The sequence below is a fragment of the Devosia sp. CAU 1758 genome (assembly GCF_054482695.1).
Genome location: NZ_JBTLRJ010000001.1, coordinates 965,638 through 979,168 on the forward strand (window position 1 = coordinate 965,638; position 13,531 = coordinate 979,168).

The following is a 13,531-nucleotide window of genomic DNA, read 5'->3' on the forward strand; positions in this document are numbered from 1 at the left end:
ACTGACGCTCCGCCGGGGCCAATGCGGCCCTTTGCCTGTGTTGCGTTTAAAGCAAGCCCGCGCCGATCTCAAGCAACCGGCAAAAACTGCCGCTAGCCCGGACTCATTTGCCGCTCTATCGCCGCAATTCCGGGCTGGTGGGCCAGAAACACAAGCAAAATCAAAGGCTCATCGGGTTGGCATTGCCCTTGCATCTCTGGTTCCGAACGCGCCTTGCGGTGCAACGGGGATTACGGAGTTACAGATGGGTATCTATGGGGCTCTTTCCAGTGCGGTGACCGGCCTGCGGGCACAGTCCCACGCACTTGAAAACATATCGGGCAATATCGCGAATTCGCAGACCACCGGCTACAAGCGCATCGAAACGAGCTTCATGGACCTGATCCCCGATGCTCCGCTGAAGTCGCAGGTGCCGGGCGCCGTGCTGGCGCAATCGCGCGGCACCAACAATATCCAGGGTGATATTCAGACCAGCTCGAACGAGACCTATATCGCGCTCAACGCCAACGGCTTCTTCGTGGTAGAGCCAAAGGTGGGCCAGTCGGACGGTAACTCGGTGTTTGCCGGATCGAACTACTTCACCCGCCGCGGCGACTTCGAGATCGACAAGGACGGCCTGCTGGCCAATGGCGCCGGCTACTACCTCAAGGGCCTGCCGATCGATCCGGCGACCGGCAATATTTCGGGCTCGGTGCCCGAAGTGATCAAGCTATCCAATGCTTTCCTTCCGGCCAATCGGTCGACGACAATCAACTATAAGGCCAACCTGCCGCAATTGCCCAAGACGGCGAGCTACAAGTCGACCGTCTATAATAGCGAGTTGCTGGGAGCGGAGAAATTTGCCGGCGGTTCGACCCCGGCCACCACAAATGGCACGGTCAACCTGGGCATAAACGCGGGCGCGAACCTGGCCGACACGGTGTTCACCGATGGCGACACCATTACCATTGACGTCAATGGCATCGCCGTCGAGTTCAATTTCTACGAAAGCCCGTCGCCGGTGCCGACCGATGGCGTGGCCATCGACATTACTGGCCCGCGGACCATCCAGAACGTCCTCGATAGCATGCAGGAAGGGCTGCGCGATTTCGGTGGCGGCGCAGCGGGCTCGGCCCTGATTACACTGAACGGCTCCAACCAGTTCAATGTGTCGCTCAACGAGGACTATCACGCCAGCTTCTCCATCTCCGGCGTCAGTGCAGGCCTGGAAGCGGCCCTGGGCCTGACGGACCCGCAGGCTTCGTCCGATCCAACCCTCGCCGATGTGGACTTCATCTCGGCCGATGACGCCGACGATTTTGTAGCGAATTCAATCTCGGGCGGCGCGATCACGGTCTATGCCAGCAATGGTGCACCGGTGAACGTCCAGATGCGTTGGGCCAAGATGGACAGCGCAGCATCGGGCGGGGCGGATCGCTGGAACATGTTCTATCTTTCCGACAGCACGGCCGTTGGCGGCTCACCGGCCTGGACCAATATCGGGCAGGACTATGAGTTCGGCAGCAGTGGTTCGCTCTCAACCAGCGTCCCCCAGGCGACCATTGATGACCTGCGCGTCAACGGCGTGCTGATCGGCGACGTCATACTGGCCCACGATAGCAATGGTGTCTCCCAGTTTGCTGACGTCAATGGCACGGTGACCGTCTCGACGCTTAACCAGAACGGCTATGGCGCTGGCGAATTCCTCTCGGTGGCCATTACCGATAGTGGCCGCGTCGTGGCGACCTATTCCAATGGTGAGCGCATTGAAATGGCGCAGGTGGTGACGGCACAGTTCAACGGCATCAACGCACTCAAGCGTCTGGATGGAGGCCTCTACGAGGCTACGTCGGAGTCAGGTGAGCCGATTTTCGACCTGTCTGGTTCTGGTATTATCGGTGGTGCGCTCGAAGCCTCGAACACTGATATCTCGGACGAATTCACCAAGCTGATCATCACTCAGCAGGCCTATTCGGCCGGCACGCGCATCGTCTCGACCGCTGACGAGATGCTGCAGGAAGCCTTGAACATGATCCGCTGAGGCGGGCCGTGAGTAGCGGTCCGGGGCGTGAGGCTCCGGGCCGAATTTCAGTTTGAGGGCCACGGTCATGGGTCTGGTTTCGTCATTATCGAACGCTGTATCGGGTCTGAGGACCAGCCAGGATTCCATCACGGTCCTGAGCCGGAACATCGCCAATTCAGGGACGCCGGGCTATCACCGGCAGTCGCTGAACATTATCGACTACAACTCGGTCAACAGCACCTATGCCCGCTCGGCTGGTGTTAACCGCGCGTTCAACCAGAGCCTGCAGGCCTATTACAACCGGCAGGTTTCGGACACATCCATGTCCAACGTCATGGGTGACTATCTCAACAAGCTCCAGGGGTTCCTCGGCAAGCCCGGTACGGCAGGTTCGCTGGACACCATGTTCGGCTCGTTCAAGAACTCGCTCCAGGCGCTCTCGACCAGCCCCGACGACTATTCCACCCGAGCCAATGTCGTTGCCGAGGCGCAGTCCTTTGCCCAGCAGTTGAACACACTTTCCGGTGTGATCCAGCAATTGCGCCAGGAATCGGAAACGCGCATCGCCAACGATGTGTCCGAGGTCAACTCCATGCTCATCTCGCTCAACGAGGTGAACAACCGCATGCTCGACCTGGGAATGACCGACACGGCGCGCGCTCAGCTCTTCGACCAGCGCGACCGACTGGTGGCAGCGGTTGCCGAGGTCATGGACGTGCAGGCCGAGTATCGACCCGACGGTACAGTGGCGCTGATGACCCGCTCCGGCGTCGGCCTCATCGACAACGGCTTCAGCACGCTCAAGTTTTCGACCGCGGGCGCCCTGTCGCCCACGTCCCAGGCGAACATCGACCCGGGAAAGAGCAAGGTGGGGACCCTTACCCTGACCACGCCATCCGGACTGTCCATAGACATGGTGCAGCAGGGCGTGCTGCAGGGCGGCGAACTGGCGGGCCTCGTGCAGTTGCGCGACAAGATCCTGGTCGAAGCCCAGAACCAGCTCGACGAAATCGCAGCAGGCCTGGCATCGGCATTCAATACCATCACCTCAGCGGGCACGGCGGCCACTGGCGGCGGCGGCGCAGAGGGATTGTCGGCCGACGTCTCCCACCTCAAGCCCGGCAATGATGTCCTGCTTACCTATACGCAGAACGGCGCGCAGCAGCGGGTCCGCATCGTCAACAGTACCAATGGCGAGGACTTCATCGACTCCAGCGGCCAGCGGGTGATCTCGGTTGATCTTTCGGACGCCAGTGCGGCGGCTGCCACGCTGCAGGGCAAGTTGCCCGGGCTCGCGATTACCAGCCCCAGCGCCGGGGTGTTGCAGGTCCTGGACGACGGCACCGGTGGTATTCGCGATGTGACCGGGCTGACCACGCGCGGGTCGGCAACCGGGACGCAGCAGGGCGAACTGGCCATGGCGCTGTTCGTCGACCAGGGCAATTCGGCCTATACCGGCAATCTCGACACCGATCCGCCGCAGATCATGGGCTTTGCGGCCCGTATCTCGGTCAACCCGGCCGTTGTCAGCGACAACCGGCTCTTGGTGCAATTCGACATCGACGGGACGCTGGGCGATGCAGCGCGGCCCGAATATATCCTGAACCAGATCAATTCGATGAACTTCGCGTCCGGGACGTCCCCGGCGGCCAATGAAGGACGTCACCAGCTCAACGGCACGGTTCAGCAACTGATCGAGCAGGTGCTCAACTATCAGGGCACGATGATCGGCTCGGCGCTGAGCACGCGCGACAACCGGCAGCTGACTCTGGACACCATCTCGACCCAGATGGAGAGCGAGTATGGCGTCAATATCGACGAGGAAATGGCGCGCTTGACCGAGTTGCAAAGTGCCTATGCCGCCAATGCGCGGGTTGTGTCGGTGGTCAAGGAACTGCTCGACACCTTATTTGCGTCGACTTGAGGGAGTAGCGCGTCATGATCGTCAACAAGTCGATGTTTCCGCTGCAGACGGGCTTTTCCGTCATCTCCAAGATGCAGGACCAGTTCGCCACGTTGCAGATGCAGCTGGGTACCGGGTTGAAGGCGCAGACCCTGTCCGACCTGGCCCGAGACCTGCCGGTTTCGCTTTCAGTTCGCTCGCGATTGACCACGATCGCGGGCTACAATGCCAGCATCGAGCAGGTCGATCTGCGGTTGAGCTTTTACGACAATGCGCTGACCCGCCTCGACGAGATCGAGGGCCAGGCGCGAAATTCGGCCGTTCAGGGCCAGTACGGGTCGAGCAATATCAACATGGCCACTATTTCAGGCCTCTCCAAGGCGCGCCTCGACGAGATGGTGACACTGCTCAATGCCGATGTGGCGGGCCGCTATCTGTTCGGTGGCAAGGTCACAGACAAGGCGCCGCTGCCCACTACGACCGAGCTGCTCGATGGCGCCGGCGGCCGGGCGGGATATCGGAGCGTGGTGACCCAACGCCAGGCGGCCGACCTGGGAACCCTGGAGCAGGGGCGACTGGTCACTGTAGTGAATCCGCTTGCACCGGCGCTGCAAACCGATCCGGTGACCGTGACACTGGCCGAGGATGGCGACCACCCATTTGGGTTCAAGCTTTCCACGGTGTCGGCGGTTGGCGCCAATATCGGAGTTGTTTCCGATTTTACGGCGTCGCCAGCCGATATCGCGTTCACCTTCCCGGGCGATCCGGGCACGGTGGCAGAAGGCGACAGCGTCACCCTGGGTTTCACCCTGCCGGACGGGACCGAGACACAGATCACGCTCAAGGCGGTGTCGGCGGCCAATGCCACGGGCGCGACCAATGAGTTTGTCATCGGCGACGATCCGACCACGGCAACGCTCGTCACGGCGTCCAATTTCGACAATGCGCTCAAGGCCACGCTCCAGGAAACGGCGGAGAGCGAGCTCAAGGCCGCCTCCACGTTTGCCGCCTCGCAGAACTTCTTCAACGCGGCCGGTGAGCCGGTGCTGCGCGTCGATGGCGCCGATCCGTTTACGGCGACCAGCCTGCGGGTTGCCACCAAGACCGACACGGTCATGTGGTATTCGGGCCAGACTGCTGCGGTGTCCGCGATCGGCATGGGGCGACTGACTTCGGAGAAGAATGCCGGCGTCGTCACCCTGACCGGGAACAGTCCAGTCTCCACGGCACATGGCTTCCAGATCAGCAATGTCGCCTTCACCTCGGCCAATGCGGGCGCGCTCGACGCCGTGCGCAATGCTGGCCCCCCGGCCGACATGACGGTCACTTTCGACAATGCGCAGGCGCTGACGGCCGGAGACAATGTCAGGCTGACGCTGACCGAGCCGAACGGCACGACCCGGCAGGTTACGCTTACGGCCGTGACCGGCAAGGCCGGCTCTGGACAGTTCACCATCAGTACCAATGCGGACCCGTTGCTGCGCGACGCCGAGAATGCCGCCAATTTCGAGAAGGCGATGATCCGCTCGGTGACCGAGACCGCGGCGCTGGCGGAAGGCAATCCGCGCCAGTCGGTGACAGCGACGGTGGAGGATTCGGGGCGCGTCGCCTATGGCATGCAGGCCAATGAGAGCGGCTATTTGCGGATGATGCGCTCGCTGGCCGCCATGACGGTGGAGACCTATCCAGAGATCACCAATGCAGCGGACCCCAATTCGGTCGATCTCAACCCGGCCAAGCAGCGCTTTGACGCCATGGCCCGCCGCCAGCAGCTCGAACTCTCGGAAGGGCGCAATGCTGAACGCGGTTCGATCGAGCTGATCACCATGGAAATGGGCGTGGCCCGCGCAGCCCTGCAGGCAGCCGGCAACCGACATACCAATTACAAGGCACAGCTCGACAATCTCCTCAGTGATGTCGAGACGGTGAGCAAGGAAGACGTGGCCATGGAGATCCTGGCGCTGCAGACCCGTCTGACCGCCAGCTATCAGGTCACCGCGATGATCAGCCAGCTCAGCCTCGTGAACTACCTGTAAGGCCTTGCTGAGGGCGTTGGAGCCAATTGCTTCCGACGCCCGACGCGCCGCGGTCGACCCGAAGGCGACAATGCTGGCGTTGCGATATCGCGGCAGGGCGTTGCCTGTCTCACGAAACCCTCAATCTGCCAAAAGAAAAGCCCCGCAGCGATGCGGGGCTTTTCACTGGTCATGACCCTACGGCTACATGCCGCGCAGGCCCGCCGCAATCTGTCGGTTGAGTTGCACCAGAACAGTGATCTGTTCGGCCTGCGGGGGACCCTCATGCAGGATCTCGCGGGTCTGGTTCATCACGAACATGCCCAGATTGGCGATGTTCTGGCGAATTTCGGGGGGAAGGAGACTGTCTTCCTGAGTCACCGCAGACATGAAAATCGTCCACAGCTTGCGGTTGAAGGTCAGGGCGGAGCGGAGTTCCTCCTGGGTGGAGGTCTCCCATTCATCCTTGACCTTCTGTAGTCCGGCGGCGGCCTTCATCAACAGGGCCGACTCGCGCTGGCGTGGGGATTCAACGACTTTCGCCGTCTGTTGATACGCCTGGGCGCCGGTTTGATGCATGACTGAGCAGGTCCTGTTCGTATTCGATGAGCTTCTGGGACGCTTTCAGAGCCTTGTACAGGGACCCGGTTAATATCTCGTTATTGATTTGGTCCACAATCGGTAGAGAACTGGGCACTGCGGCCACAAAGTCCTTTGACAGCTCGTTGTAAGTCGACTGTGCCTTGAGCGTGTCCTCGTCGATATACATTAATTGCACCGCCAGATAGATGCGCTTGGCCGGGGTATTGGCCGTCTCCGAGGTGAGGATGTCCTTTTCCCGCAGGATGGGCGCATTGCCGTCGATGAACAGGCGCGTCCTCTGGTCGGAATTGGTGATGATGCAATTGCCCACCAGCAGTTTTTCGCCGGGCTTGAGTTCAACCTTGAGCGCCATCTGACATGTCTCCGAAAGTCAGGGGAGGTATAACTTCTGTCTATCCCTACATTGAGGCGAAAACAACGAAGGCGGGCCGATGGCCCGCCTTCAAACGCGTCTTTGGTAAGCGGATTACTGCAGGAGCTGCAGGATCGACTGGTCGGCCTGGCTGGCCAGCGACAGCGAGTTCTGCGAGAGCTGCTGGCGCGTCTGCAGGGCCAGAAGGTTGGCCGCTTCCGTGTTCATGTCGGCCAAGGTCAGGTTTCCGGCGCCGGTTTCGAGCGTGTTGATCATCGCCTCGGTGAACGACTTGCGGTTCTGCACGATGGAGAGGTTCGAACCGAAGGTCGATGCCTGAGAGCGGACCTCGTCAAGTGCAGCTTTCATGTCGGAGAGTAGGCCATCGATGGTGACGTCGCTGTCGAGCTGGCTTTCCACAAGCTGGGTCGGCACACCCAGATTGAGCGCGTTTACGGTCTCACCATCGTTGGTCTGGATGTCGATAGCCGACGTGCCGGTCTCGTTGAACGTGATGGTCAGCTTGTCGCCGCGCAGCAGGTTGATGCCGTTGAATGAGGCGTCATCCGAAAGTTTGTCGAGTTGATCGCGTAGTTCGTTGAACTGGTCGGCCAGGCCGGCACGAACGGCGTTTCCAAGCACCGAGGCAGTGCCGGCGCCGCCGTTCAGCGCGCCATTGGCATCAAGGCCTTCTATCGTCAGATCCTGAGTCGAGAGGTTCTCGATGCGCAGTTTGCCGTTGTCATTGGACGCGCGCACCTTGCCGGTCAGGTCGGCATGGCCGTTGACGGCAGCAACCATTTCGTCGGTGCTGCGGGCGAAGGTGAGGGCGGCGGCGGCATCAACGGCGCCGAAGGCTCCCGAGTCGTCACCGCCAATGGTCAGCGTGCCTGCATCGTCCTTGATGGCGCGGATGGCGATCAGGTTGCCGACTTCCTTGTACACTTCGAACTTGGAATTGCTGCCCAGCTGGGTGTTCATCGAGGTAATTGCGGCGTCGATGTCGAGACCAGACGCGATAGTGATTTCGCGATTGTTGATCATGAAGGAGTACTGACCATCCGAACCGGGTGTCAGGGCGCGCTCGCCAGCCCCCGGTGCGTCGGGGTCGGCCGGTGGGGTGCCGAACACGGCGTCGACGTCGGCGCCGTCAACCGTGATGGTACCATCGATGTCGTCCACGGTGGTAAAGCTGAATTCACCGCCGGCCGAGGAGAACTCGACTACACCAGCCAACGCGGAGTTGGACAGCGTTTCTTCGATCATGTCTTCCCAGTCGGCCAGGGTATTGCCGGCATCGGCAGCCAGGACGAATTGGACCGTCTCGCCGCCAAAGGTGATTTCAAAGGTCTTGCCGGCGACGGCAGCAGCGTCGTCGTTGGCAACATCGCCTACGACCGATGCCTGGCGTGCGGCAACGGGCGTTTCATAGGCGGTGGCAAACTGTACCTGTGCACCCGTTCCGGACTTCGTCAGGGCAACAGTGGTCGGGCTACCGACAGCACCATCGGAAATCAGCAGGGAGCCGAGAGCCGGATCATTGGCGTCGATCTTTGCCATGGCCATGGAGTGAGTCTGGAACGACTTGTCCTGCCGGGCCTGGCGTAGCGTCGACTGCATCGATTCGAGCGTCTTAGTCATGGCGCTGAGGCCGTTGTCCGCAGCCTGCAAAGTCTGAATGCCGTTTGCCATGGAGTCGATCAGGGCGCCCAGATCGCTGGCGCGATTGGTCAGGCCCTTGGCGGTAAACCAACTGGACGGGTTATCAAGGGCCGAATTGACCTTGTTGCCGGTGGCAAGACGATTCTGCGTCGTCGCCATCATGTCGGCGGTGCCCTTGAGCGAGAGAAGATTGGCCCGAACGGCCTTCGAAAGTGAGATGTCCGCCATCTATTGCAATCCTTGCCTCAGGCCGTTCCGGCCGCTTGCCCAAAGAGTTAACCGTCATTTCTTAAAGGGCCGTTAACCATGCGGATTGACGTCTTATACACCATAAAAAAATGCCGGCCCTTGGGCATAAAAGGGAAGGGCGGGCCTTGCGGCCCGCCCTTCCTATTGGGTGATGTGCTGCTGACGCGATTAACGGATGAGCTGCAGAATCGACTGGTCGGCCTGGCTCGCCAGCGAAAGCGAGTTCTGCGACAGGGACTGACGGGTCTGCAGGGCCAGAAGGTTTGCAGCTTCCGTGTTCATGTCGGCTAGGGTCAGGTCGCCGGCGCCATCTTCCAGAGTATTGATCATCGCATTGGTGAAGGTCTGGCGATTTTCCACAATGGAGAGGTTGGAACCGAAAGTCGAAGCCTGCGAACGCACTTCATTCAGGGCGTTCTTGAGCTTGGTCAGTTCGCCATCGATGGTGGTGTCGCTGTCGAGATCCGACTCTTCCAGGGTGGTCGAGACACCGAGGTTGGAAGAGTTGACGGTCTCGCCATCCTTGGTCTGGATATCGATCGACGACGTACCGGTTTCGTTAAAGGTGATCGACAGCTTGTCGCCACGCAGCAGGTTGATACCATTGAAGGTGGCATCGTCAGCCAGCTTGTCGAGCTGATCGCGCAGTTCGTTGAACTGAGCAGCCAGACCGGCGCGGACTGAGTTGCCCGAGACCTCGGCAGTACCGACGCCACCGTTAAGGGCGCCGTTGGCATCGAGCCCCTCAATTTCAAGATCCTGAGTCGAGAGGTTCTCGATGCGGAGCTTGCCATTGTCGTTCGAGGCGCGGACCTTGCCTTCCAGGTCGGCGGTCATGTTCACTGCAGCCACCATTTCGTCGACGCTGCGAGCGAAAGTAAGTGATGCTGCGGCATCGACCGTGCCGAATAGCGCGGCGTCGTCTCCGCCGATGGTCAGGGTACCAGCGTCTGCCGATGTGGCGCGAAGAGCGATCTTGTTGCCAGTAGCTTCATAGGCTTCAAAATCGACCTTGCCTTCCAGAGCGGCATTGATGGTGTCGATTGCATCCTCAACCGTATCACCCGATTCAATGGTGATCTCGCGGTTGTTGATGGTCAAAGAGTACTGACCGTCAGAACCAGCGGTCGACACACGATCACCGGCTTGCGGGTCATCCGGGTCAGCGGGTACAGCACCCATCACAGCAGCGGCATCACCACCGTCCACGGTGATTTCGCCGTCGACGTTGTCAACGGTTTCGAAGGTGAATTTGCCACCAGCCGAGGAGAATTCAACCACGCCGGATAATGCAGAATTGTCGAGGGTCTCCTCGATCATGGCTTCCCAGTCGGCGAGAGTATTGCCGGCGTCGGCTGCCAGGACAAACGAGACCGTCTCATCACCGAAGGTAATCTCGAAAGTCTTGCCGGCAACGGCAGCTGCGTCGTCATTGGCAACGTCACCGACCAGCGAAGCGGTGCGCGCAGCGATCGGGGTTTCGAAGGCCGCAGCCATCTCAACCTGAGCACCGGTGCCCGACTTGGTCAGCGCAACCGAAGTTGGGTTGCCCACCGAGCCACCCGAAAGAACGAGCGCACCCAGGTCCGCATCGTTAGGGTCAAAGGAACCCATAGTCATGGAGTGGGTCTGGAAAGACTTGTCCTGACGGGCCTGACGCAAGGTCGACTGCATGGACTCCAGGGTTTTGGTCATGGCCGACAAGCCGTTGTCCGCGGCTTCAAGGGTTTTGACGCCGTTGGCCATGGAGTCGAGCAAGGAGCCCAAATCGCTGGCGCGATTGGTGAGGCCCTTGGCAGTGAACCAGCTGGAGGGGTTGTCCAGAGCCGAGTTGACCTTGTTACCGGTCGAAAGGCGGTTCTGAGTCGAGGCCATCATGTCGGCAGTGCTCTTGAGTGAGAGCAGGTTCGAACGGACGGCTTTCGAAAGAGAGATATCAGCCATTTTGGCAGATCCTTTTCTAGGATTACGCAAACAAAAACGCCTCTCCTGAGGCACGCTGATCCTCTAACGGGAGGCTATAAAGAAGGGTTAAGTCGCTGATGAAACTTTGGGCAAAATCTTGTTTCGAGTTCACAAGCCAAAATAGAGAAAGGCCCCGGAACCGGGGCCTTTTCCAATACTCGACCTGGGAAGGTCTAGGGAAATGTTAACTTAAGCGAGAAGGTCCTTGAGCCGTGCCTGGGATTCTTCGGGAATATCCGCCGATCCGATCCGACGCAGCAATTCCTCCATGGTCTGGGGCTTGGGCGAGAGCGCACCCGCGATGACCGCAGCAGCAAAGTCAGACGTGCGGTCGCGTTCCACCTCGACGGGCGGCTCCGGGCGCTTGTCGTCGGACAGATGGGCGTTCCGGTCTCCGGCCTTTGCGGAGGTTGGAGACTTCTGCGTGCTGTCAGGCAATATGGTGCGCTCGCCCATGGAGGGACGATAGCGATAATCCGTCATATGTGTCGCGCCCGAAGATACAGGCTCAATGGCGAGGCTTGTAACCATAACCTTCCCCCGAATGCACCTATTCGCGGAAACCCTATGCTGAGCTTCTTATCCCCACCTCAACAGCGACATCGGTCTTTGATTCAAATGCCTATCTTCAAAGAGCCCGGTTTACGGCGATCCCCTTGGCAGACGAATTGGCGTCGGTCGCCACCTTGCCGGCCGTGCCATAGGTCTTGGCGCGGTTCTGCTGGCCAACCATGCGGGCGACATCGGTCAGCACGTCCTCGGTCACCGACTTGGCGGTCGCCAGTACACGAAGGTTCTCGGCCATCTGGGTGGCGAGGCTCTCGTGGCCGGCGCGCAGGCGCTCTATGGCTCCGGGGGCTTCGGTGGCCAGCCGGGCGCCCTGACGCTGGATAGCGCGGGCGAAGGTGACATAGTCCTGGGCGAGCCTGGTCTTGTCCGGCGTCAACTGGCCTGCCTGGCGCAGGTGGCCGGCGCGGAGCAGGGTGGTTTCCTGGTTCATGACATCGACCAGGGCCGCAAGGGCCTGCTCGGCATGCGTGCAGAGCTCTTCCGCCGGCATGGCGTCGAGGGCGGCTAAACGGGCGGCAGCGGTCATTTTCCGTACACTCCGGTACTTGCGATAATATTGGAACTGGTCAGACCCCGACTGGCATTGGCGGCTTCCTGCAGGGCGATCATCTGCCCCATCAGGTCATCGGCAATACCGACGCCGCCGGCCCGAGCCATGGTGTTAGCTAGCTGCTCGGCCTGCATGGAGCGCCATGTCTCCTCGCCGAAGCCGCCGCCGAAATTCTCGTCGCCCTTGATGGAGGCGAACATCTCCTTGGTCAGCATGTTGAGAAACACGCCTTCGAGCTCTTCGGCCTGGGTGCGGATGCGCAGCAACTGGTTGGGCGAGAGGTTGGAGCCTGTCGGGTCGATTGTGTTCATCACAGCACCTCGATCTCGGCCTGGAGCGCGCCCGTGGCCTTGATGGCCTGGAGGATGGCGATCAGATCGCGGGGCGAGATGCCCAGAGCATTGAGGCCATCGACCAATTGCTGGAGCGTCACCGACTCCTGCACCACCTGGAGGGCCATGTCTGACTGGTTGACATTGAGATTGGTGTTGGGCTCGACGGCCGTCTGTCCAAGGGTGAGCGGATTGGGCTGCACCACTTCGGGGTTCTCGGCGATGGTCACGGTGAGATTGGACTGGGCGACGGCGACGCTGGAGACGCGTACATCCTTGCCCATGACGATGATGCCGGAATTCTCGTCGATGACGATTTTGGCGGTCTGGTCGGTCTGGATGATCAGCTGCTCGATATCGGTGAGCAGGTCCACGATATTACCGTTGAAATTGCGCGGCAGGGTCAGGCGGACCGTGGCCGGGTCTTCCGGGACCGCAGTTGGCGCGCCGATGAAGTCATTGACGGCCAGCGCGATGCGCCGCGCCGTGGTCAGGTCCGGATTGCGCAGGGCCAGCCGCAGCGTGTGCTGGGAGCCCAGGTGAAAATCGATTTCGCGTTCGATCAGGGCGCCCGAGGAAATGCGGCCGGTGGTCGGGACGCCGGAGATGACGCTGGCGGCGTCGCCCTGGGCGCTGAAGCCGTTGATCAGCACCGGTCCCTGGGCAATGGCATAAACCTCGCCATCGGCGCCGAGCAAGGGCGTCACCAGCAATGTTCCGCCCTGAAGGCTGTCGCTGTCGCCAAGGGCTGCTACCGACACGTCCATGCGCGAGCCCTGGGTGGCGAAGGGCGGCAGGTTGGCGGTGACCATAACAGCGGCAACATTTGCCGTGCGCACATTCTCGCCCTGGGTATTGACGCCCAGCCGCTCCAGCATCGACTGCAGGGACTGCCTGGTAAAAGGGGAGTTGTTGAGGCTATCACCGGTGCCATTGAGGCCAACTACCAGGCCGTAGCCGACCAATTGGTTCTCGCGAATGCCTTCCATGTCCACGATGTCCTTGATACGCGCGGGAGCGGCGTGGATGGGCGTGAGCGAAGACAGTGTCAGGGCCGCGCTCAGGATTGTGGCTGCGATGGTGCGAAACAGGCGCATTGGCATTTCATTCCCCGAATGACGCCGCTCCATCCCCATGGCGCGGCCTTGCCATCCTGCAATGCCAGAAGCGTGCCACATCCGGATTGTCGGGTCATACCATTGATATTTAACAATAATTTATGAGCTCTTGCGGTCGAGGGCCAGTCAAATCCGGATTGGGCTGCAATTCTTGCCGGGCTTGTTAAGGCTCTGTTAACTCCGCTGGGCAGATTTTGCCGTATCGAGATG

General features: G+C 60.5%; 11 protein-coding genes. 3 read left to right on the plus strand and 8 right to left on the minus strand.

Annotation, left to right across the window (positions count from 1 at the left end; translation table 11 throughout):
- The first annotated feature begins 244 nt into the window (after positions 1-244).
- The 3 genes from ACXYMS_RS04775 (at position 245) to ACXYMS_RS04785 (ending at position 5,941) form a co-directional block, all read left to right on the plus strand.
- Positions 245-2,020 carry a flagellar hook protein FlgE gene (locus tag ACXYMS_RS04775; RefSeq protein WP_458904122.1) on the plus strand — a complete coding sequence of 592 codons (1,776 nt, stop codon included), beginning with the start codon at positions 245-247 and terminating at the stop codon, positions 2,018-2,020.
- A 67-nt stretch (positions 2,021-2,087) separates the two neighbouring features.
- On the plus strand, positions 2,088-3,926 hold the full coding sequence (flgK, locus tag ACXYMS_RS04780; protein WP_458904124.1) for a flagellar hook-associated protein FlgK: 1,839 nt from the start codon (positions 2,088-2,090) through the stop codon (positions 3,924-3,926).
- Between the two features lie 14 nt (positions 3,927-3,940).
- The gene (locus ACXYMS_RS04785) at positions 3,941-5,941 is read left to right on the plus strand and encodes a hypothetical protein (protein WP_458904126.1); all 2,001 of its coding nucleotides are present in this window, start codon (positions 3,941-3,943) and stop codon (positions 5,939-5,941) included.
- Between the two features lie 183 nt (positions 5,942-6,124).
- Here the strand turns inward: ACXYMS_RS04785 and flaF are convergent, their stop codons facing one another.
- The 8 genes from flaF to ACXYMS_RS04825 form a co-directional block, all read right to left on the minus strand.
- Positions 6,125-6,499, minus strand: coding sequence for a flagellar biosynthesis regulator FlaF (gene flaF, locus ACXYMS_RS04790; protein ID WP_458904128.1), 375 nt, complete (start codon positions 6,497-6,499; stop codon positions 6,125-6,127).
- Positions 6,450-6,875 carry a flagellar biosynthesis repressor FlbT gene (flbT, locus tag ACXYMS_RS04795; RefSeq protein ID WP_458904130.1) on the minus strand — a complete coding sequence of 142 codons (426 nt, stop codon included), beginning with the start codon at positions 6,873-6,875 and terminating at the stop codon, positions 6,450-6,452. The genes flaF and flbT overlap by 50 nt, the downstream gene beginning before the upstream one ends.
- Positions 6,876-6,989: 114 nt before the next feature.
- On the minus strand, positions 6,990-8,765 hold the full coding sequence (locus ACXYMS_RS04800; RefSeq protein ID WP_458904132.1) for a flagellin N-terminal helical domain-containing protein: 1,776 nt from the start codon (positions 8,763-8,765) through the stop codon (positions 6,990-6,992).
- Positions 8,766-8,954: 189 nt separating this feature from the next.
- The gene (locus ACXYMS_RS04805; protein WP_458904134.1) at positions 8,955-10,784 is read right to left on the minus strand and encodes a flagellin N-terminal helical domain-containing protein; all 1,830 of its coding nucleotides are present in this window, start codon (positions 10,782-10,784) and stop codon (positions 8,955-8,957) included.
- 156 nt (positions 10,785-10,940) lie between these two features.
- On the minus strand, positions 10,941-11,282 hold the full coding sequence (locus ACXYMS_RS04810) for a hypothetical protein (RefSeq protein ID WP_458904136.1): 342 nt from the start codon (positions 11,280-11,282) through the stop codon (positions 10,941-10,943).
- Between the two features lie 97 nt (positions 11,283-11,379).
- Complete coding sequence (locus ACXYMS_RS04815) at positions 11,380-11,847, minus strand: flagellar protein FlgN (RefSeq protein ID WP_458904138.1); 468 nt, start codon at positions 11,845-11,847, stop codon at positions 11,380-11,382.
- Complete coding sequence (locus ACXYMS_RS04820) at positions 11,844-12,182, minus strand: rod-binding protein (RefSeq protein WP_458904140.1); 339 nt, start codon at positions 12,180-12,182, stop codon at positions 11,844-11,846. Before ACXYMS_RS04820 ends, ACXYMS_RS04815 begins: the two co-directional genes overlap by 4 nt.
- The gene (locus ACXYMS_RS04825; RefSeq protein WP_458904141.1) at positions 12,182-13,306 is read right to left on the minus strand and encodes a flagellar basal body P-ring protein FlgI; all 1,125 of its coding nucleotides are present in this window, start codon (positions 13,304-13,306) and stop codon (positions 12,182-12,184) included. The genes ACXYMS_RS04820 and ACXYMS_RS04825 overlap by 1 nt, the downstream gene beginning before the upstream one ends.
- Positions 13,307-13,531: the final 225 nt, after the last annotated feature.